Origin of the sequence: Niastella koreensis GR20-10, assembly GCF_000246855.1 — a bacterium.
Classification (GTDB): Bacteria; Bacteroidota; Bacteroidia; order Chitinophagales; family Chitinophagaceae; genus Niastella; species Niastella koreensis.
This window is the reverse complement of the sequence record NC_016609.1, coordinates 3,147,368-3,170,250: the sequence shown is the minus strand read 5'-3', so window position 1 is coordinate 3,170,250 and position 22,883 is coordinate 3,147,368. Positions and strand designations below refer to the sequence as shown.

At 45.2% G+C, this 22,883-nt stretch carries 17 protein-coding genes; 5 read left to right on the top strand and 12 right to left on the bottom strand.

The features are described from left to right. Window positions 1-48: 48 nt before the first annotated feature. From NIAKO_RS36655 to NIAKO_RS12535, 10 genes are all read right to left on the bottom strand, one after another. Window positions 49-1,095 (bottom strand): hypothetical protein, encoded by a 1,047-nt coding sequence (locus NIAKO_RS36655; RefSeq protein WP_014218805.1) that lies wholly within the window; start codon window positions 1,093-1,095, stop codon window positions 49-51. A 164-nt stretch (window positions 1,096-1,259) separates the two neighbouring features. After that, window positions 1,260-1,817 carry a D-glycero-alpha-D-manno-heptose-1,7-bisphosphate 7-phosphatase gene (locus tag NIAKO_RS12575; protein WP_014218804.1) on the bottom strand — a complete coding sequence of 186 codons (558 nt, stop codon included), beginning with the start codon at window positions 1,815-1,817 and terminating at the stop codon, window positions 1,260-1,262. Window positions 1,818-1,829: 12 nt separating this feature from the next. After that, window positions 1,830-2,537, bottom strand: coding sequence for a nucleotidyltransferase family protein (locus tag NIAKO_RS12570; protein WP_014218803.1), 708 nt, complete (start codon window positions 2,535-2,537; stop codon window positions 1,830-1,832). Window positions 2,538-2,616: 79 nt separating this feature from the next. Then, window positions 2,617-3,195 carry a D-sedoheptulose-7-phosphate isomerase gene (locus NIAKO_RS12565; RefSeq protein WP_014218802.1) on the bottom strand — a complete coding sequence of 193 codons (579 nt, stop codon included), beginning with the start codon at window positions 3,193-3,195 and terminating at the stop codon, window positions 2,617-2,619. Window positions 3,196-3,216: 21 nt separating this feature from the next. Then, entirely contained in the window at window positions 3,217-4,236 is a 1,020-nt protein-coding gene (locus NIAKO_RS12560; RefSeq protein ID WP_014218801.1) for a GHMP family kinase ATP-binding protein, read from the bottom strand. Window positions 4,237-4,279: 43 nt separating this feature from the next. Beyond that, a complete protein-coding gene (locus NIAKO_RS12555) occupies window positions 4,280-5,398 on the bottom strand; it encodes a glycosyltransferase (protein WP_014218800.1) in 1,119 nt (372 codons plus the stop codon). A gap of 1 nt (window position 5,399) precedes the next feature. Beyond that, window positions 5,400-6,344 (bottom strand): glycosyltransferase family 2 protein, encoded by a 945-nt coding sequence (locus NIAKO_RS12550; RefSeq protein WP_014218799.1) that lies wholly within the window; start codon window positions 6,342-6,344, stop codon window positions 5,400-5,402. A gap of 3 nt (window positions 6,345-6,347) precedes the next feature. Then, window positions 6,348-6,896: a DUF4199 domain-containing protein gene (locus tag NIAKO_RS12545; RefSeq protein WP_014218798.1), complete on the bottom strand. Its 549-nt coding sequence runs from the start codon at window positions 6,894-6,896 to the stop codon at window positions 6,348-6,350. Window positions 6,897-6,907: 11 nt separating this feature from the next. After that, window positions 6,908-8,170 (bottom strand): dihydroorotase, encoded by a 1,263-nt coding sequence (locus tag NIAKO_RS12540; protein WP_014218797.1) that lies wholly within the window; start codon window positions 8,168-8,170, stop codon window positions 6,908-6,910. Between the two features lie 69 nt (window positions 8,171-8,239). Further along, complete coding sequence (locus NIAKO_RS12535) at window positions 8,240-9,190, bottom strand: D-2-hydroxyacid dehydrogenase (protein WP_014218796.1); 951 nt, start codon at window positions 9,188-9,190, stop codon at window positions 8,240-8,242. A gap of 132 nt (window positions 9,191-9,322) precedes the next feature. Between NIAKO_RS12535 and NIAKO_RS12530 the strand changes: the two genes are divergently transcribed. From NIAKO_RS12530 to NIAKO_RS12510, 5 genes are all read left to right on the top strand, one after another. Then, a complete protein-coding gene (locus NIAKO_RS12530; protein WP_014218795.1) occupies window positions 9,323-9,556 on the top strand; it encodes a hypothetical protein in 234 nt (77 codons plus the stop codon). Window positions 9,557-9,687: 131 nt separating this feature from the next. Next, complete coding sequence (locus tag NIAKO_RS12525) at window positions 9,688-10,674, top strand: NAD-dependent epimerase/dehydratase family protein (protein WP_014218794.1); 987 nt, start codon at window positions 9,688-9,690, stop codon at window positions 10,672-10,674. Between the two features lie 129 nt (window positions 10,675-10,803). Continuing rightward, window positions 10,804-16,101 carry a S8 family serine peptidase gene (locus NIAKO_RS12520; protein WP_014218793.1) on the top strand — a complete coding sequence of 1,766 codons (5,298 nt, stop codon included), beginning with the start codon at window positions 10,804-10,806 and terminating at the stop codon, window positions 16,099-16,101. A 146-nt stretch (window positions 16,102-16,247) separates the two neighbouring features. Beyond that, window positions 16,248-19,175, top strand: a complete 2,928-nt coding sequence (locus NIAKO_RS12515) for an endopygalactorunase (RefSeq protein ID WP_107685697.1) — start codon at window positions 16,248-16,250, stop codon at window positions 19,173-19,175. 12 nt (window positions 19,176-19,187) lie between these two features. After that, a complete protein-coding gene (locus tag NIAKO_RS12510; RefSeq protein ID WP_014218791.1) occupies window positions 19,188-19,559 on the top strand; it encodes a cupin domain-containing protein in 372 nt (123 codons plus the stop codon). Window positions 19,560-19,618: 59 nt separating this feature from the next. Here the strand turns inward: NIAKO_RS12510 and NIAKO_RS12505 are convergent, their stop codons facing one another. Further along, window positions 19,619-21,229: a DUF5689 domain-containing protein gene (locus tag NIAKO_RS12505; RefSeq protein WP_107685696.1), complete on the bottom strand. Its 1,611-nt coding sequence runs from the start codon at window positions 21,227-21,229 to the stop codon at window positions 19,619-19,621. A gap of 28 nt (window positions 21,230-21,257) precedes the next feature. Next, complete coding sequence (locus NIAKO_RS12500) at window positions 21,258-22,844, bottom strand: SusD/RagB family nutrient-binding outer membrane lipoprotein (protein ID WP_014218789.1); 1,587 nt, start codon at window positions 22,842-22,844, stop codon at window positions 21,258-21,260. Between the last annotated feature and the right edge of the window lie 39 nt (window positions 22,845-22,883).

Here is a 22,883-nt window from a genome sequence, read left to right as displayed (position 1 = left end):
CTGAGATCCCGCTATGGCGGGGCAGGCTCTGCAACTTGTAACCTGCAACTAACTTTTCTTTTTGGGAGTTGTATTTTTTTTAGCCGGCGTATTGGTGGCAGGAGACTGCATTCCTCCAGCTTCCTTTTCCATATTCCGGCGGGAAGCTTCTTCCAGTCGCTGTTCATTGGCGTTACCGGCGTCATCTAAAATAGCTGATTCCTTGGGGAAGTCGCCATCTTTCAGCTTAAATTCAAAATCGAGCCGCTCAACATGCACCCATTGGCCATTTTGCCATTTGAAAGCTTCAAAATCTCCATCGGGGATATAAGTTGATTTTCTTTCCGGTTCGTTACTTTCCGAGATCAGGTGATCAAATACGATCATGTCTTTATCGGGATCGTAATTAAAGAAGGTTTTTGCTTCTTTTTTATATTCAATATTAAAACGGTTCTGTACAGGCTTCTTAACTGAATCTTCTTTAAATGAGATCACCGAACCACCAAAAACCGGTTCTCCACGCTCATTGAAGTGCATCACCTCCATCCATTTGCGGTTGCTGTTTACACTAAAATCATCAAAGCCCAACAGGGTATAATACTTTTGTCCGTTGAATTCTTTAGGTATGATCTTGTAATAAATGGCGCCAATCCAGTTATTACGGGTACGCACACTATCCAATGGTTTGGAAGTAAACATAGAATAATCGAACAAGGGGAATAGTTTCAGCGAACCATCCGGCATATTCATTTGAATAGCCCCTTTCTGCAGATACACATACTCATCTTTTTTCAATTGCCAGGTAAAGATGCGAAACGCACTATCAGGAGCATATAGTTTTGAAATATTCAGCGAATCAAAGGGGAAGTAAAACGAGTTCTTTACTTTCAGCGCCCGCACAAAGGTGCGCGTAAATATACTATCTGACCGAAAGCGGTCGGCGGCCTCCTCACTGAATACCATATTCGCAGACAACTTCTGCAGGGAGTCTTCTTTCTTCAATAATTCCTTGCTATCGGCCGTAGCTATCTTCTGTGCAAAAGCCGGGGCAACACCTATCAAGCCGATCACTATCAGCCAGCAACTAATAAAATATTTACTATAACGGTTATTCATATTTTTAATGCTTAACGCCTAACGCGAAACGCTTAACGCAAAAACACCGCATTTATTCAATTCTTACTGCGTTCGGTGTGAGCTTTTAGCGTTCAGCGATATTCAAAATTACAACCATACCTGCCGGGTTTCCCCAACAGGAACGTGAAAGGGTTGGTAAAATTTTATATTAACTGTAAAGCTTTTGCAAAATCGGGTAATGAATTAAATGCCAGGTCAATAGCAGGGTCGGGGATCGCCTGGTCGGGGTGCGTTGTTTTTACAAAAACGGTATGAATACCACCGTTCCGGCCAAATTTCATATCGCTCATGTTATTTCCCACGATCAATGATTTTTGCAGATCGATGGCGGGAAAATCCTTTTTAGCCTGGTAAATCATCCCAGGGTTAGGCTTGCGATTGGGGTCGTATGGGTCGTTGGCTACACAATAATAGATCTTGTCTATCCGGCCGCCTGCGTTCACCACATCACGGGTCATTTGGGTATGAATATCCTGCAGAGCGGCTTCTGTCATCAGTCCACGGCCAACGCCACGCTGGTTGGTGGTTAATATAACCAGTCCAAACAAGCCTGATAATGCCTTTATAGCCTCCGGTACGCCGTCATAAAAAACAAACTCATCGTAGGTATATACGTAATCCTGATACTTCTCAACATTTATCACGCCATCACGATCGAGAAATAAAGTCCAGGAGTTATCAATCTTTTTAAGGTCTAACATTACGTTGGGTTATTACTTACCGGAATTAACCAGCTCACGGTTCGCTTTTTCAAAATCTTCGGGTATTCCGATGTCAATAAAATATTCGTCCTGTACAATGCCAAACATAGGCCGTACGGTATATAATTTTTCCAGGTAATCTTTTTCAAAGGAAAACTTTTCGGGCAAGCCTTCTTTTAAAAATGTTGCTACCTGTAATGCATAAACACCGCCATTGATTAAACCGCTTTCATAAAACTGCTTTTCCTTAAAGCTTTTTATTGCGCCGTTTTCTGCAATCTCAACCACACCATAGCGATCGAAATGCTGCATGGGCTTTAACGCCAGCGTGCAATGCGCCTGGTGTTGTTCATGAAAGGCAGTAAGGGCCGGTAATTGAATAGAAAACAGGGTGTCGCCATTCAGGATCAGTACATTCTTTTCAGTAGCCTTACGGCAGGCCAGTAGTATAGCGCCGCCGGTTCCCAATGGATCTTGTTCAATTACATATTGTTTCTGCAGCCCGGGATATCCGGCTTCCAGGTAATCCTGAATTACTTCAGATTTATAGCCCAGTGAGAAGATGAATTTTTCAACTCCCTGTTGCTGAAAATACCCTATAACATGCGCCAGGAAAGGCTTGCCTGCTACGGGCGCCATACACTTCGGCAAATCGGGGACAGCGCTGCGTAGTCTTGTACCCAAACCTCCAGCCAGAATTATGCACTCTTTTATAGCCATGGACATTTATCATTACAATACACTGTTGCAGGTTTCAGGTTACATGGGAAAACAATGCCAATTCCCCTGCAACTTGTAACTATTTATTGAAATATTGTTCTTCCACCAATTGACATATGATGTGTCCTAACATAATATGGCTTTCCTGGATGCGGGGAGTATCTTTTGAAGGAACATTTACCAGGTAATCGCTGAGTGTTTTCATTTTACCACCGGTATCGCCGGTAAAACCAACCGTGATAATACCTTTTTCGCGGGCCACCTCAAATGCTTTTAAAATGTTAGCTGAGTTACCGGAGGTTGATAAACCAACCAGCACATCGCCTTTTAAGCCAATACCTCTTATTAACCGGGCATATACTACATCATAGCTGTAATCATTGGCTACTGCTGTTAAATAAGACGTGTTGCAATGCAATGCTTCTGCAGGCAATGCTTCCCGGTCGGCATAAAAACGGCCACTGAACTCGGCAGCCAGGTGTTGTGCATCGGCTGCGCTACCTCCATTTCCACAGAAATATACGCGGTTACCATTGCGCAGGGCGCTGGTAATGATGTTTGCCAGTTCGTCAATAGTTCCCAATAAAACGGGATCTTTTAAAATAGTTTCTTTGGTACTGATCGATGCTTTGATGATATCAGCAATCTTATTATTCATGGGTCATTATTTTTTTAGAGTTTATATAGTCCAGCTAGTAAGGCCATGATCAACAAACTGGTAATTCTTTACAAAACCACCAAACTCTTTTAACTTTTCTATTACTGCATATTTGGAATTGGCAGGGCAATAGAAGGTCATAAAACCGCCACCGCCAGCGCCGGAGATCTTACCGCCTGTAGCGCCTGCTTTTTTAGCCGCTTCATAAATTTCATCCATCAGTGTATTGGAAATACCTTCCGCCATTTGCTTTTTTTGCTGGAACCCAAAGTCAAGAATCTCGCCAATTTCATGCAATCTGCCTTTCAACAGGGCTTCTTTCATTAACTGGGCCTGACGTTTAAGCTGGTGCATGGCATCTATTGGCTTTTCTTTTTTCGACACCACGTTCTGGCTTTGCTTTTCAATGATCTTTGCGGATTCACGGCTGGTTGCCGTATAATACAACACCAGGTTGTTTTCCAGTTCAAACAAATACTGTTGTTTTATGCGCAATGGGTTCACCACCACATTGTCCCCATAAAACTCCATATAATTCACGCCGCCGAAAGTAGCAGCATACTGGTCCTGTTTACCGCCCGCCATTTTCAGATCGTCGCGTTCAATTTCATAAGCAAGGTGAGCAATATCATATTCCCCCAGCGGCAATCGCAGCATTTCTGCAAAGGCCCCTACAATAGCAACTACAAGGGTAGAAGAGGTACCTAAACCTGAGCCTGCCGGTGCATCTACAAACGTAGAAAGCTTAAACCCGGTATCTGGCATGCCATATTGCTGCTGAATGCGGTTATAAACTCCTTTTAACAGATCGAGCTTGCCATCGATGGGCAGGTCTTTGGTACAATCCAATTCCTGTTCTTCATGTCTGTCCATAGCCCGCAGCAGGATCTTTTTCTCCTGCATAGGTTCAATATTGGCATAGGCATACAACGATACGGTTGCGTTAAGGATGGCGCCGCCATACAGGTCGCTGTAGGGGCTAACATCGGTTCCGCCACCGGCCAAACCAATACGTAAGGGTGCTTTGCTTCTGTAGATCATGTATATAGGATGTTAAAGTCAAATTAGCATTTTTTGCTAATTGTCATATTTCCAGGATAGTCTTAACAAGATTATGCCAGGAATATTTCGCTTTTTCGGTGCGAAGATGCGGTATAAAATATTGTTCTCCAAGTTCAAAATAGCGGGTAATGGCGGCAGCCAGGGGGGCAGGTTCGGGCTCGCAAACCAGCCCAACCTGTTCATGGGGTACCTGAACGGGCAGGTTCCCAACATTGGTTACAACCATCGGTTTCTCAAAATGATAAGCCAGGGGAGTAACACCACTATTGGTGGCATTACGATAGGGTTGTACTACTACATCTGCTGCACAGAGGTAATATTTTACCTCACTGTCGGGGATAAAATCGGTCCTGAGGATCAGGCTATCTTTGATCCCTAATCGCTCAATTTGCTCCTGGTAAGCCTTTTCATCTTCATAAAACTCTCCGGCTACCAATAATTTAATTGGTTGTTGCTTCAACAGGTTCATAGCCTCAAACAAAATATCCAGCCCTTTGTATTTGCGGATGAAGCCAAAGAAAAGCGCGATCTTCTCATTGGCATCGATCCCCAGTTTCTTCCGGGCTTCTTCTTTTGAAATGGGTTCGCCAAAGTTATCGTACAGCGGATGCAGCACCTGTTTAGCCGGTTTTTCTTTTTCAAACGTGCGCAGATCGGTCATTACTTTTTCACTCATGGTGATAAAAGCATCGCAACTTTTTAAAAAATACCGCGTAAAAGGCGTGTCGAAAGGTCTTTTTTCGTGTGGTATTACATTATCTGTAATAGCAACAATGCGGGTATGTTTGTTCTTTTTTACTCTTCGTAAAATAGTACCCAAGGCGGGTCCCATAAAAGGGATCCAGAACCGCACTACTATAATGTCAGGACGAATTCGTTTTAATTCATTCCCTACCTGTAACCAGTTTAAAGGATGCACCGAATTGATCACCGGAAAGATCTCGATATCAGTGGGTGCAGGATCGGTTGAATACTGCGTGGTACCCGGAAACAGGAAATTAGGGTATTGCAACGAAAAGGAATAGATGCTGCAGGTATGGCCCTCTTCAATAAACGCCTTGCATAGCCGCTGGTTAAAAGTGGCTAACCCACCCCGCAGCGGATGCCCGGGGCCAATGATAACAATCGTTTTATGGGCCATATTACTCTACCCCTATTTTCTTTTCTATCAAATAATTGTTACGGCCGGCAGAGTTACGGGAGATCAGTTCGCCCAAAAATCCGGCAATGAACATCAGCGTACCTATAATCATCAGCGTTAACGCTATATAAAATACAGGCCGGTTGGTAAGGGCATATTCAGGCTCAACGATCTTGCTAATAATAAGATACACGAACATTAAAAAACCTGTTGCCAGCACGCCTGAACCCCACAGTCCAAAAAAGTGCATAGGCCGTTTACCGTATTTACCAACGAAAGTAATAGAAGCCAGGTCCAGAAAGCCATTTACAAACCGTTCCCAGCCAAATTTAGTAGTACCATATTTGCGTTTGCGGTGTTCTACCACTTTCTCACCGATCTTTCTAAAACCGGCCCATTTTGCCAACACCGGTATATAGCGATGCATTTCGCCATATACTTCAATACTTTTTACAACTTTAAGCCGGTAGGATTTGAGTCCGCAGTTAAAATCGTGCAAATTGATCTTCGACATACGGCGGGTAGCCCAGTTAAAGAATTTGCTTGGAATATTTTTAGTGAGGGTATTGTCGTATCGTACTTTTTTCCACCCGCTTACCATATCAAACTTGTCTTCAACGATCATTTTGTACAGTCCGGGTATTTCATCGGGACTGTCCTGCATATCAGCATCCATTGTGATCACCACATCTCCCTTGGCGGCTTTAAACCCTTCGTTCAGGGCGGCAGACTTGCCATAATTGCGTTGAAACCGGATCCCCTTTATGTGCGGGTTTTTCAAACGCAACTGCTCAATTACATCCCAGGAGGTGTCGGTACTGCCATCATCGATCATAATAATTTCATAGGTGAAATTATTGGCAGCTACCACCCGCTCAATCCAGGCGCACAATTCGGGCAGCGACTCTTCTTCATTCAATAAAGGAACTACAATGGATATATCCATAGTCTATTGGTTAAAAGAATTTTCAAACGGCGATCGCTTTCTTTTTATGATCGCCGATACTATTAGAGCAATAATGAACGATCCGATGCAGGACATAACAAAACCAAGCAGTAAGTTTCCAACGGTGTAATTGTTCTTGCTTAAAGTTTTCTGTACTGCTTCGTCTATTTTATCATCCGATGCGCCTAACTTATGCATGAATTGCTCCAGCTTTTCGGCCGTTACCTGGGCCAGTGCTTCCCTGAACGGCACATCAATATAATTAAATAAGACATACTGGAATATCGTCGCAATCAGAGCCCCTAGCACAAGAATCAGAAAAGTAACTTTTAAAGCCTGGGCAAATTCAAGATACCCCTGTTGTTTTCTGACCTGGATGCCACCTATTACACAAACAGCAATTGGTAAAACAATGCCGCAATAGGCAATTGGGCTTACAAACATTTTGGCGCCGCCGAGGTACAGTATTACAGTAAAAACAATAGATACACCGCCATTAATAAGTCCATAAAGGACCCCTGCATTTTTGGGGGAGGAGGTTTCAACGGTCATACAATCGGTATTTAATTTAGAATTAAGGTTTCCTTATTGATGATGCCTTTTACCATACCCTGTAGTGCTCTGTTTGTAAAGGCCGAGTTCTTTGATTTTGACCGGAAAGATGCCGTAGTAAAAGTTACCGGAACCCCGGGTTCAAACAAAGTAAAGCAGGCCGGGGCATCTTTTTTAATAACCGGGCATTCCAACCCAAAGATCTTCCTTGGGTTTATACTCACCAGTTCAACCCAACGGCTTTCTGTTATACCGGGCAGAACAGTTTTAATGGCGCTATACGCAGTTTCCAGTCCCGTCATGCCGTATTTGGCGTATTCAAATTCCAGCACCTTGCTGTCATATTCATGTGGCAGGTGGTGCGAGGCAATGCAGTCGATGGTTCCATCGAGCACAGCCTGGCGCAGAATTTCCACATCAGATTTTGTACGCAGGGGCGGATACACTTTCAGGTTGGTATCGTATTCCATCAGGTCTTCATCACTGAAAAAGAGATGGTAAGGCGTAACCGAGCAGGTTACCGCCAGTCCGGCGTCTTTTGCGCGGCGAATGTATTCAAGCGATTTGGGCGCGCTTACCCCGGTGAAGTGCAGTTTTGAATCGGCATACCGTACCAGTTTTATGTCGCGGGCCACCTGCAGTTCCTCAGCCATCATTGGTTTGCCGGGCAAACCCAACCTGGTTGAGATAATGCCTTCGTGCATAAGGCCATTGGCGCCTATACTTTTATCGTCGGGAATTTGTATAACAGTACCGTCAAAAGCCTTTACGTATTGAAGGGCTTTCAGCAGCAAACCGGCAGATTGTATCGGGTTCAGGCCATCGCTGAAAGCAATGGCGCCACTGCTGCGCATATCATACATCTCGGCCAGGTCTTTTCCTTCGGCGCCTTTTGAGACCGCCCCTATGGGGTGAACCGTAACCGGAAGCGATCTTGACTTCTGGCTGATGTATTCTGCCTGGGTTTTGCTATCGATAACCGGTTTGGTATTGGGGATCACAAAAACATCGGTGTAACCGCCTGCTGCTGCAGCCCGGGCGCCTGTTTCCAGTGTTTCCTTGTATTCATAACCGGGATCGGCAAAATGGGCAAACACATCCACCCAGCCTGGCGATAAATGCAACTGGTTGCCTGTGATAACTTTATCTGCTTCCACTGAAATAGCAGGTTGAATATCCCTGATAACTCCTGATTCAATAAGGACATCCTGCTTTGTGCCGTTAAATGGGGATGATGGGTCAGTAATTGTAACCTGTTGAATTAGAATCTTCATTCTCAAAAAGTTGAGCGAAGATAAGGTTTTCTGTTTTAAGTTCTTAGTTCTTAGTTCTCAGTTATTTAGTTACCCCACCACATTCACTGGTTTACTATTTAAAAATGCTTTAACATTTGCAACCGTCATCGCCATTACCCGTTTACGCGCTTCCTTACTTATCCAGGCGATGTGCGGAGTAATGATGCAATTTTTGGCGGAAAGCAATGGATTTTTCAGCGAAGGCGGTTCAACCGACAGTACATCCAGGGCAGCCCCGGCAATGCGGCCGGTGTTCAGGGCATCGGCCAGGTCCTGTTCGTTGATCAGCTGTCCGCGGGAAGTATTTATAATACAGGCGTTGGGTTTCATTACCTCAATCAGCTGTTTATTTACAAAACCCATATTATCCGGCTTCAGCGGACAGTGCAGCGAAACAAAATCGGCTTTGGCAAATAATTCCTGCAGGGGCGCCCATTGGGCAAACGCGTTTTCTTTTTTGGAAGGATTATAATATAGCAGCTCCATGCCAAAGGCCTGTGCAATGCGGGCAGTTTGCTGACCAATATTTCCCCAGCCAACAATTCCCAGGGTTTTACCGGCCAGTTCGGTTATAGGTGTTAACGTGTAACTGAAATCAACTGATTTTGCCCAATCGCCGGCTGCTACCGAAGCGGCATGTTTGCCTGCCTGATTCGTTAACTCCAGCAACAACGCAATGGTATGCTGAGCAACCGAGTCAGTACCATAGGCCGGCACATTACAAACCACAATGCCTTTTTTTGCGGCTGCCTGCACATCAATAATATTATAACCGGTAGCCGTTACGCCAATCATTTTCAGCTGCGGCAATTGCGCCAGCGTAGCTTCATTAAAAGGCACTTTATTGGTGAGAACAATATTGGCATCGCGGCAACGATCAACAATCTCTTCAGGTTTTGTTCTGTCATAAACGGTAAGGTCGCCAAACAATTTAATTTCATCCCAGCTTAAATCGCCGGGGTTCAGCGTATAGCCATCTGTAACAATTATTTTTATCATAGTTCTTTGTTCTAATGAAGGGACAAAAGTAAATCTTAACAGCGAACGGGACAATTGGCAATAAGGAATAGGCAATTTTCTCATTGCCAATTGCCTATTGGCATTTAAACTATCTTCGCTAATAATTTACCTATGGCAGAATATATAATATACGTGGCACAGATAGAAGAATACCAGATGTTGAATGACAGGCAATCGCTGGACGCCATATTTCGTAAAGCACAGAGTGCTGTAGTGGGTGGGGAAGTAGTGGCGTTGGTTCGGCAAAACGCAAACGGCACCGAGTACCGGTTTGAAGAAATCTCAACCCTGGAAGACCTGAACATCTATAAGAAAAATGTTTATAAATACGTGAAGGACGCTTAATGCTCAACGCCGAACGCCTAACGCTAAAGGCCGAAGGCTAAAGGCTTAAAGCGAAAACCGCGAATGGATTTTGCGTTCAGCGTAAAAGCCGCTTTATTTCACAAAGTAATTTTTTAGTATTAATTAATCATATGAGAGTTTTAGTCACCGGCAGCGCCGGACATTTAGGCGAAGCGCTTGTGCGCACCTTTAGGGAATTGAATTATGAAGTGGTTAGTATCGACATCCAGGCTACTCCATTCACCACCCATCCCGGTACTATAAACGACCGGGAATTTGTAAAGCAATGCATGCAGGGCGTACAACAGGTATTTCATACCGCCACGCTGCACAAACCGCACGTGGTAACACACAGTCCCCAGCAATTTATTGATACCAATATAACCGGCACCCTTAATCTGTTACAGGAAGCTGAGGCAGCCAAAGTAGAAGCCTTTATTTTCACCAGCACCACCAGTGTATTTGGCGACGCCCTGGTACCACCCACAGGCGCACCTGCTGCCTGGATAACGGAAGAAGTAATGCCGGTGCCAAAGAATATTTACGGGGTTACAAAAGCAGCCGCAGAAAATCTGTGTCAATTGTATTATCGCAATGCGGGCCTTCCCTGTATCGTATTGCGAACCTCCCGGTTCTTCCCTGAAGAAGACGATAACCGGAAAATGCGGTCCGTCTATCCCGATAGCAATTTAAAAGCAAACGAATTCCTGTATCGCCGGGTAGAAATTGAAGATGTAGTGAGCGCGCACCTGGCAGCTGCCAGCCGTGCCCGGGCCATAGGCTTTGGCACCTATATCATCAGCGCTACCACGCCATTTGTACAATCCGAACTGTGGGACCTGCGGGTTCATGCCAACGAAGTGGTTAAACGCCTGGTACCGGAATACCTGCCTGTTTACGAACAACGCAGCTGGAAAATGTTTCCGTCCATTGATCGCGTGTATGTAAATGAAAAAGCCCGTAACGAACTGGGCTGGCAACCGAAATACGATTTCAAATACATCATACAGCAAATACATTCAACCAATGAGCTGCGCAGTCCATTGGCGGTACAGATCGGCGCCAAAGGGTATCATACCGAAAAATTCATCGACGGGCCGTTCCCGGTAATGGATTAATAAATACTTCCATTAAACGAAAGCGGCTGCATCGACGTTGATACAGCCTCTTTTCGTTTAAGCAAGTGCCTGGTTTGCATTTTAATATGAAATGTTCTATTTTAGGCCGACAATTGTACCAATCCGCAAATGAAAAACTGTTTACTGATCCTATTCCTGCACCTATCCGTTACATTTGTATCAGCTCAGGCACCCATTCGACCCATTAAATTAAAAAATGGCATACTTACCAATACAAACAACCTGCGTAATCATGCCCACCTTATCGACTCATTAAAAAAATTCCAATATAAAAACCGGTTCTATACACTCATTCAATTCAATAAGTTACCCGATGCGGCCGGGCGTAAGGCGCTTTCACAACTGGGCATTAACTTATTTTATTATATACCAGACAATACTTACCTCGCCGAAATAAGTGATGGTATCAACCTGAACCAGCTTAAAAAAAACAATAATATAACGGGTGTCTTGGCACTGCACGCAAGCGCTAAAATTTCCCCGGCCCTTATTCAGCAGATGCAACAACCCGTGCATGACCCTGATAAGTTGATTGCAGTAAGTTTTTATGGGAATATCAATAAGGCCACAGTTATTGACGAGCTAAAACAGGCAGGCGCACAAATTATTGAAACAACCATTCAACCCACACACAGTGTTTTTATCGATGCCTCATTCAAGGTAATACAAAAAATAGCAACGCTTCCCTTTGTAGCATACATAAGCAGCCAATCTGTTAAACCGGTACCCCTGAATTACAGGAACCGGGCGACGCATGCTGTTAACGTATTGGGCGCTTTTTCGGGGCGTAACCTGCAGGGAAGGAATGTTACCATTGGTGTGGGTGATGCAGGCGATGCCTCCACACATATCGATCTCAAGGGCCGGCAAATTACCAAAGGCAGTTTAAGTGCTGTCGCTCACAGTACACACGTAACCGGCTCTATCGCAGGTGCAGGCCTCATCAATCCAAAGTATAAAGGCATGGCCCCACAGGCTACTGTCATTAATGATTATTATGATTTCATACTCACTAACGCGCCCGCTTATGTAAGCGAATACAATATGGTGCTTACAAACAATTCATATGGGGTTACCGGCTATAGTTGTGGCAAACCGGGCGATTACAATATTGCGAGTAATTATGTAGACGAGCAATTGAATAACATCCCAGCATTATTGCATGTATTTGCTGCAGGCAATAATGCTAATGATACTATCTGCTCTCCGTATCCTACTCAATTTGCCACTCTTGAATCTGGTTATACGGCAGCAAAAAATGTTTTAACCGTAGGCGCAATAAATAACAGTACGTATACCATTGCCGGATTCTCAAGCTGCGGCCCGGTTTCAGATGGACGGCTAAAACCTGAGATAACTGCAGGCGGCTGGGGCATTACTTCTACACTACCTGACAACAAATACGGCGATGATTGGGGCACTAGTATGGCTGCCCCCGTGGCTACTGGTATTCTTGGGTTATTATACGAACGCTACCGGCAACTGCACGGCGGCAGCAATCCTTCTTCCACTTTAATTAAAGCAGTGGCCTGTAATGGCGCAGTTGATGAAGGCAACCCCGGACCCGATTATATCTATGGCTTTGGAAACATAAACGCGCGCAACTCGGTAGAGGCTATAGAAAACAATACCTATTTTACGGGCTCCATTGCCAATGGAAGTTCAGCCACCTTTACCATTCCGGGGGTTGCACCTGGTACCGCACAAATAAAAGTCTTATTATACTGGAACGATCCGGCCGCATTTGACGGCGCGACAACGGCACTGGTAAACGATCTCGATCTTACCGTTACCACGCCTGATGCCATCCTGCACCGCCCCCTGGTACTTGACCCATCACCGGCTAACGTTAATAATATCGCTGTAGAGGGTGTCGACAACAGAAATAACATTGAACAGGTGGTGATCAATAATCCCCCTGCAGGCAACTTTACCATAACCGTCCATGGCACCGGTATTGCCCAGGGCCCGCAGGATTTTGTAGTAGTTTACCAGGTAATTCAGCCGGCTGTAACTGTTGAATATCCTTTCGGCAATGAAACGCTGGCGCCAGGTGAGCCGGAAATTATTTGCTGGAACGCAACAGATGCCAATACCAACACCTTTACGCTTGAGTATACACTGGATAATGGCAGTACCTGGACAACCATTGACAACAATGTAGCCGCTATCCGCCGCAATTATACCTGGACGGTTCCTGCCTCAGCAGCTACCGGTTCCGCATTGGTACGTGTGAGCCGCAACAATACAGCCTATAACGATGTAAGTGATTATAACTTCACCATCTTAGGCGTTCCGGCCGTTACTGTTAACGATAGCTGCCAGGGATATGCCGCCCTGCTATGGAAAAGCATTCCCGCTGCTACCAGCTACGACGTAATGATGTTCAAAGATGGTGATATGCAGGTTATTGCCAGCACCACCGACACGAGTTATTTAGTGAATGGATTGAACAAAGACAGCACCTACTGGCTGGCTGTACGTTGTGTAATGGGAAACGTTACTGGCCGCCGCAGTATTGCTCAACCTTCTTTATTGGTACCTGGCGGTTGCACGCTGCCGGTACTTAATTATGATGTAACCCCCGACTCACTGGTGGTAGGCGCTCATACCGGGCGTAAATACACTTCTTCGCAACTGGGCACTATGACGCCGCAGGTGCATGTCACCAACCTGGGTAATGTAGCAGCATCCGGGCCTGTTACCATCAGCTACCAGGTAAATGGCGGTACACCGGTAACAGAAACTACCAACATAAACCTGGGCATCCATTCAAATTATACCTACCGGTTTTCGACTGCTTATGATTTCAGCGCACCCGGAACATATACCGTTAAAGCCTGGATCAAATACAGCAACGATACCATACCTGGTAATGATACCACCACTACTATAATAAAACAATTACAAAACGACCCTGTTGTATTAAACCCTTCCTATACTGAAGGATTCGAAAGCGCAACGGCCCATACATATTATAAAGGCACCATGGGTTTTGAAGGGCTCGATCGCTGCGACTTCAACAGCAGCAACCCATATGGCCGGGCCCGGACTTTTGTAAATACTGGTATGGCGCGAACCGGTAACCGCGCTATTACCCTTGATCAAACGCTTCCTGGTAACCTCACCGCCGACAGCCTCATCGCCACCTTCAACCTGGCCAATTACAGTACAACCGGGCAGGTATGGTTATCCCTGTATGCAAAGAACCACGGCATTAACTTTTCAGCCGCCGGCAATAAGATCTGGATCCGCGGAAGCGAGCAGGATGCATGGATCCCTGTATATGCCTTACCCTACAACCTGGCAGATACCGGCGTTTACCGCGCTATGCCACCGGTAAACATCACCGAAACCTTAGGTACTGCTTCTCCTGCGCAATCTCTCAGCAGCAGCTTTCAGCTCAAATTTGGCGAGGAAGGATATTACCCCGCCGATTACAGCTACCAACCCAATGGCTACACGTATGATGATGTAACCTTCACGCTAAAAAATGATGCGGTAGGCTTGATGCAGGTAGTAAATCCCTCCGGGGCCCTCTGTTCTTCCGGTCCCGCCGGGCCTGTGACCATAAAGGTTAAAAACTACAGCCCCGTTACGCTTTCAAATGTTCCGGTAAGCTACCAGCTCAACAATGGCACGCCTGTCACTGAAAATATAGCGTCCATTGCCCCCTTTGCTACCATAAATTATACGTTTACTCAACCCGCCGACCTATCGGCGTTGGATCAATATAATATTACGGCATGGGCGCATTATAATACCGACTCCAATTCAGCCAACGACACCATTACCGCAACGGCTCATACCTCACCTGTTATCACCAGCTATCCTTACCTCGAAGGGTTTGAAGGGGCTAATAACGGTTACTGGTATACCGGTGGCGCCAATAGCAGCTGGCAATGCGGTAAACCCTCCGGTGCCGTTATCAAAAATGCTGCCAATGGGAATAAAGCCTGGATTACCGGATTAAATAGCGGTTATAAGAACAATGAATTATCATACCTGTACTCACCCTGTTTCGACTTAAGCCAGTTAACACAACCGGTATTGTCATTCAGCCATATTTACAATACGCAGAACAACGATGTTCACTGGGTTGAATACAGTACGGATGGACAAATATGGAAAAAGCTGGGCAATTTTTGGGATGGTGTTAACTGGTACACCCAGGGGGACAGCACATGGGGAAACTCAAACCCTTTTTGGCAGGTCGCCAGCTTTGATATACCTGCAACGGGTTCCACCATACGTTTCAGAATAGTATTCCACAGCAATGCATCAGTTACAGCAGAAGGAATAGGTATTGACGATGTGCATATATTTGATAAAGATCCCATCTATGAAGGTGATAGTCTTACCGGCAGAAGCACCCACCCCCTGAACGGCAATAACTGGATCGATTTCACCTCTGACAGGGGATTCGATCCCGGTATGAAACTCATCGCCTCCATCAATCCAAACGGGCAGAACCTTGGCAATACCGAGGTAAGGGTTTATCCAATGTATAACATTTATAACGACGGGTATCAATTTTATGTGGCAAGAAATATTGTGATTCAATCAACCAATGCGCCTACAGCGCCCGTAAAGATCCGGTATTACTTTACAGATCAGGATGTTCAAAACATAATCTATTCTACAGATTGCAGTACATGCATCAAACTTTCAAGCGCATATGACGCAGGCATTACGGAATACAGCAATGCCCCTGCAGAAGAAGATGGCTCGTTAAGTAATAATAAGAGTGGTACCTACCATTTTATACCACCTTCACAGGTTGATATTATTCCTTACGATCAGGGATATTATGCCGAATTTGAAGTGACCAGCTTCTCCGAATTCTGGATCAGCAGCGTTCCTCCGGCTAACACGCTGCCAATGGAAATGGGCGCGTTCACGGTTATCAATAACAGGAATACTGCTTTATTACAATGGCTTACTTATTCCGAATCGAATACCAGCCGGTTTATTATTGAAAGAAGTACAGATGGAATAAATTATATTCCTGTAGGTACGGTAGCAGCAAGCGGCAATAGTGCTACCTTAAAAAATTACCGCTTCACCGACGACCAGCCGGCAACGGGAAAAAATTATTACCGCATTAAACTTATAGACCTGGATGGGAAGATCAGCTATTCATCCGTCCGCACTGTAACTTTCGCTGATAACAACTTTACGGTCAGCATCAGTCCAAACCCGGTTAACCAGGGAATTGTATTCATCAACAGTACTGCCAACTGTAACCGGATTGAATTGCGCGATGGGACGGGCAGATCAGTGAGATCGGTTGCTGTACATGGAATGCAAACACAACTGCCGGTACAGCATTTAACAAAAGGGGTTTATTTTTTAATCGTAATAACCGATCAGGGCAAAAAAGTTGAAAAACTGGTTATTCAGTAAATAATATGATTTAAAAAGGAAGGTGCCTCAAAAAGTTATTTGAGGCACCTTTTTTTTCAGTGTATGATTGTCATATGCTAATATGTATGCATCAATTGCCAATAGGTTTTACTGCCTGTTTTAATAATGCTTTATATTTACGACCTATGCCCATAAAAAATGCATTGCTGTTTATTGCCGCGTGTATCTTCATTATACCTGTAGTCAGGGCCAATGGATCAACCGACATTCAACCAACACCCCAGGCCACGCAAATAAGCGAAATAAAAAACAATACGATTGTAGTAGTAACCGGAAGCACGTTTCGCTTTACGGTAGATACACCCGAAGACCAGGGCCTGGTATCAACCCGGCCAACCGTCCAGCAATTACTGGAACAACTCACCTCAAAAGATGGTTCCGTACAACAATACCGTGTTACAGACAAACAGGGAAATACAAAAACCAATGGCGATGTTACCGAAGGCGATCAATTGGTGGTGACAGCGCAGGATGGTATAGCCATGAAAAAATACCTGCTGGTCCTGCAACCGCTGGCGTTGAGTGGCCGGCTTGTTTTACAACAGGCGCAGATGACGGTAAACACCTCAAAAGACCTGGTGCTTTATTACACGGCTGGTCAAAGAAGTCCCGATGCAACAGTGAAAATTTATCTGCCCGCAGGCATTCATGCCACTTTGCAAAACACAACGGTAAATGTGATTGGCCGGGGCGATGTTATATTGCAAAATCTTTCGCAACAATCTATTGGCCGAACAGGGACTAAGTATTCTTATAACAAAGTAGGAGCGGTGTCCATTACTCCATTGACCAGTGGAGGTGCTGTTTTGCAATTCAGTCACCTCGATCTTCGGCCGGCCAATGGCGCTGACCTGACAATCGTAATCCGGAATGTACGCTTTACAAAAACGGGTGACTATGCATTCAAAGCAACCTGTACTACATCAAAACCTGAAGTATTAACCAGTGCCGGTACGGGCGGAGAAAGTGCAACGCTTACCATAAGCACAAGGGTAGCTGATTTTGCCAGAACCATTTCCCCCGCATTGCAATACCGGGAAACAGCCTCCACCTACACCACCGCTCAATTTTCCTGGAGCACCATACCCGCCAACACAATTCAGTTACAACAATCCCTTGACTCCGGTAAAACCTTTACACCCGCTAATGCCACCATCGATGTAAAAAAGTCAACTGCGCTCATTGGCGGATTGCAAAGAGACCAATTATATACATTCCGGTTACTGGTTAAAGATGGCTTGCACAAGGGGTATTCAAATACCGCACAATTGTACGCAGGCAAGCTGGATGTAAAGACAATGGGCGCTACCGGCGACAGCAGCCAGGATTGTACCCAGGCCATTAATAAAGCCATCAATTTCCTGAACCGCATAGGAGGCGGCACCCTGCTTTTTACCAGGGGGATATATTCAGTTAGAACCGTGCACTTAAAAAGCAATGTGTATTTGTACATTGAAAAAGACGCCACCATTAAAGCATTAAAAGGCGGCGATGCACCCGAAACCACCTGGTTCAGTGATAAAAAATACCGTTCCGGGTTATCACCTACCGATGCTGGCCCTTATGAAGATCCGGAGAATTATTTAACCAAGCAGGATGTGGGCCACCAGTATTTCAACAACGCTATGTTTGTTGGTGAACGGCTCAACAATGTAAAGATCATTGGCAATGGCTACATTACCGGCAACGGCAACCTGGTAACCGGCGACAAGGTAATGAACAACAACCCCGATAACCGGAGCGATAAAATGTTCTCCTTTAAATTATGTACCAATTTGGAAATAGGTGGTATTTACCGTGATGCTGATCTGTGGTACGATAGCACCAAAGACGAACCTTATTACATCAGTAAAGACGCTTCAGCTGATTTTGAAACCGGCAACATGCTGCACATAGATCGCACAGGACATTTTGCCTTACTGGCCACCGGTACCGATTCCATAAACGTTCACAATACTTATTTTTCCTGGCGCAGTACATCCAGCGTGCGCGACATCTATGATTTTATGGCCTGCAGCCATGTAACGGTCACCAATATTTATTCAAAAATAAGTTCCGACGATATTGTAAAACCCGGCTCTGATTGTTCCCTGGGTTTTACCCGCCCGGCGCACGATTATAAGGTGCGCAATGTAATTGGCGATACCAATTGCAATTTGTTCCAGATAGGTTCAGAAACAGCTGATGACATTACCGATATTTGTGTAGATAACATCTATGTGCTCGGTTCAAACAAAGCAGGGTTTTCCATATCTACCAACGATGGCGGTCATATAAACAACATTCATCTTAATTGCGGGCATACCGGCCCCTTGCATCACCGGTCGGTTATGTACCGGACCTTTGCACCATTCTTTATTTCTATCAGTAACCGCGGCCGCGTAATAGGCGCGGAGGTGGGTAAATACCGGTTTACTGATAATGGCGAACAGCACAATGAACTGCTGGTGAAAAACGTAAACATCGGCCAGGTGGAAAACATCATCCTGAACGGAATAGATATATACGAAGTGTACGCAGGCAGTTCCTTCAATGGAAAAAGATGGGCCGGCTACGATGGTAAGCAACGCCGGGCAACACCTATAGTGGCAGGTTACAGCTTGCCCGCCAACGACCAGGTTACCGGTGCACTTAACTTTACCTTACCTAATGGGAAGCACACCGGGTATGTAAAAAATATTACATTCAACGATGTACAGGTGCTGGTAAAGGGTGGAAATCCATTGTCAGACACGTCGGCTACTCCGCCTGAATTAGGCGTAGGGCAATACAATGCCTCTAATCTGAAAACAGAGCCTTCCTATGGTTTGTGGGCCCGCCATGTAATGGACCTCACCGTAAAGGGATGTTCTTTTAATTACGAAAAACGCGACAGCCGTTATCCCATTTACCTCGATGACGTGATCGGGGCTCAAATATCAGATGTTCAAATGGTTCGCCCTGCAGATAATAACGAGGTAATAAAGCTCCATAATGCCACCAGGGTTCAAATTGAAAACGTTTTTTACTATGAAGATGCCTGGAACAATGGCAAAACAAAGTTACATTTATAGAAATGTAAACATATGGAAAACAGCTATCCCTACGATACCAGGCTCGATGTTAAATACAATCACCTGGAGTTGATTGACGTGCCCGCTATTGTTAAGGCCAATACACATAAATGGTTCAACCAAACCTTAACGCAGGTAAACAGCAGTGTGGTAAGGGTTGCCATTGTAGAAGGGGAGTACCACTGGCACAAACACGATAACGATGATGAATTCTTTTTTGTGCTGGATGGTCAATTGTTAATTGATCTTGAAGACAAAACCATTGCGCTGAATCCCCGGGAAGGATTTACCATTACCAAAGGTATTCTTCACCGAACAAGGGCCCTGCAAAAAACAGTGATGCTAATGGTAGAAACAAGTGATATCGTACCTACAGGTGACTAAATGAAAAAGGGTGACCTGCCAATTGGCGGGCCACCCGGCGGGAATCGCCTTAAAATACATTACTCCACCAGTTTGGTTACACTGGAATCTTTTTCAATATCATCGATAGTAGCAGTAGGCTGAAACAGTTCTACTACCTTCTGTTTACGGGCAGTTGTCCAACGGCCGAGGGTTATATTATATACGCCGCCCATCATGTTAAACAAGCCCGCATCGGTAGAGGCGGTAGGGTGGGCGGCATTTACCGCATACGGCATATTGGTAGTATTACCAGCTGAACGATAATACAGGTAAGGAACTACTACAGGTTTATAAGAAACAGGATCTATACTTACCGAATACATAGAGTACCAGTCGTTATTAGTGATCCTGTAGCCTAAAATGGGCGATTTTGCAGGATTATAAATATCGGTACCGCCACCCGAGGCCACAAACAATACATCTTCCGGCACGGAGGTTTCTGTAACAGTAGTTCCCTGAAAGATGGCTACACCACAGGTGTTTCCACTGTTGGCAAAGGGACCGGAGTTAGTGAAAGCACTTGCCTTGGCAAGCCCGCCATCGCCGGTATTGGTGGCACCGGTAGCATTGTTATATGTTTTTTGATACCAGTTGGTAGTAGCGGGAAAAGCATAGGTGCCGGCAGATCCATTGATTTTTTTACCCTGGAAACCAAAATAAAAGAATTGTCCTTTTTGTACACCGCCCGATGTAATATCCCACTTGATGGTACGCTGCCCGCCTGTTGCCCAGCCGGCAGCCAGCGGAGTAGCCGTGTTGTTGGTACCTGCATTGGAAGAAAATACAATGCTGTATGGAGTAACGGTAAAGTCAATATCCCTGGTGGCCAGCATTTGCACATATTCATAGCCGCCGTCTCCACCTTTAGGATCACCCATAAAACCGGTTATAAGCAAATCCTGCGCAGAAGATCCCATATTTATTATGTCATCTCCGTTTCTTGTTCTGTACTGCAAAGTACCTTCGGCAGTACCAAAAGGAATGCCTACATAAGCAGCCAGTCCATAAGGCGTATGTTGGGCATAACTTGTACCGGGATCAGTATAAAGAGCCAGATCGCCAAAACCATCATTGATCATTTTAACGCCACTTAATACTTCTCCTGACTTCGGAGCGGGATTGAAACTGGCTTTGTTAACAAGGCAAAGAGAGCTTTCATATAAAGCAGGGTTCGCCTGTAGTTGCGCTACGGTTACAGCGTTTATAGCAACCGCTCCTTTACCCGCAGCGGTAACGTTAGCATCTGTTACCCCTGTAATAACCAGGATGCCATTTTTACGGGTTAATGTACCACCGGTAACATCTATCACTACCGAGTCGCCCGGATGGTATTTGGCAGCAGCGTCGCCAATTTCTACGGATATACCACGCAGTGTTGCCAGGCGTCGGTTATCCTGTATCACCAGCAGGCCCGCAGGAAGATTTTTTTCGGTATGGTCCGATATAACTATACCAGCCAGTTTGGTAGCGCCATATAAGATGTCTTTGGAAAGAACCACATCCTGGTCTTTATAGATCGGACGAACATCCAGGATTGAAATTACGTCGTTAGGCGTACCACCCGGATAATTTTCGTAGGTCTTTTTGGTGCAACTGTTTACAATTACAGCCAGGGTTATTATTAAAAAAAGATTTACAAAGTATTTCATCTTCATGATTTTTTTAGTGTTGATCTGCTTAAGGGCGTTGCCACCAAACCTGGGTACTTATTTCATCAGGGCCCTGCGCAGCTACCGCATTTTTATAGTTTGTTGGGTTGGCAGCCTGTAAATACACCGGGTAAACCAGTCGTGCAGGCATTACACCGCCGTTTGCTAAACCTTGTCCTTTGGGCAGTACAGGGTGTCCTGTGCGTCTGTATTCAAACCACTGTTGCAGATCGGTCAAAAACAACGCATAGTATTTTTGTAAGTGGATCATTTCCATTTTTTCATCCAGGGAAAGCGCATCATTCCAGATCTCACTGCCGGCAGCCAGGTTCGCGATATGCGTGGTAAATTGAGTAGAAGTAGTACTTTCAGGAAAAGCAGGTACCCAATAATTGATGGCAGATGCTATGCCCTGGTTCCAATACGTTTGTGCATTGCCGCTGATCCAACCTTTTACTACCGCTTCCGCCAGGATAAACTGTACTTCGGAATATTGCATCAGAATACCTGTCCACGGATTTTGCTGCAGCGACCAAACCCCACCGGTACTGGTATTATCATAGCTTTGAAAATAACAACCTTTCAGATCGCCTGTCCCGGGCGAATAACCGCTTTTTACCCCAAAAAATCCTCCGCCACTGGCCTGTGAAATACCCAACCGTCCTATGCCGCCTGAACCATAGGGCGTGTTGGAAACCACACGTGGGTCGGCCCAGGTAGTCAGGTAATCTAAAAAGAAACTGCAAACAGCCGGAGCACGAAAATCCTGAACACGAACCGCTGTTACATAAGGGTTGGTATAAGGATCAGTAGTGCTGGTACCACCATTCCAAAGTAACCTGGCGCAGTCTGCATTGCTTTGAAAAATGGGATATTGAGCGGGGTTCTCTGCTATCTGTTTTATTTTGGCAATACATTGCTGTTGTACATCTGCTTTACCCGAGATGCGTAACAGCAGGCGCAGGTATAATGAATTGGCAAATTTTCTCCATTTGGCTGGATCTCCAAAGTAAACGGGATCGCTGGTTTTTCCTATGGTATCGCCTTTGGAAAGCAGGATGTTGGCCTGCTCCAACTGATCAAACAGGTCAAGATAAATGTCTTTTTGCCGGTCAAAGGCTGGTGTTACATTAGGGTGGGCCAGGTTTGCATCGCCCTGCAGCGCCTGGGAGTAGGGGATATCGCCATAGATATCTGTAAGATTCGAGAACAGCCATGCTTTGCATATTTTTCCAATACCCTGGTAAGAGGCGTTGATAACATTATCTTTTCCGTATCCACGTGCCAGGCTATCTATCAGTTTAAAGTCAGTCAGCTGCAAATACCAGCTGTTCCATAAATAATCCGACTGGCTGTTTTTGAAAGCGTATCTGAACACCGTGTTGTCTCCATCGCTTTGCGATACGGTTACCTGCATCAGTTCATTGTTAAAGCTCCTGTTACGCACCATACCTGCCGTTAGTGAGTTTACCAGCGCGGGCGCCAGCAGTTTGGCAGGCGTAGTGCTCAAAAAACTGATAGGATCTGTATTCAACTTATCAAATCCCTTTTTGCATGAATACAGTGTTGGCACAGCCATCAACACCATACATACAATTATTAAGTTCTTTCTCATCCCTTTATTCGTTTATTATTGATAAGATTTTTACAATAA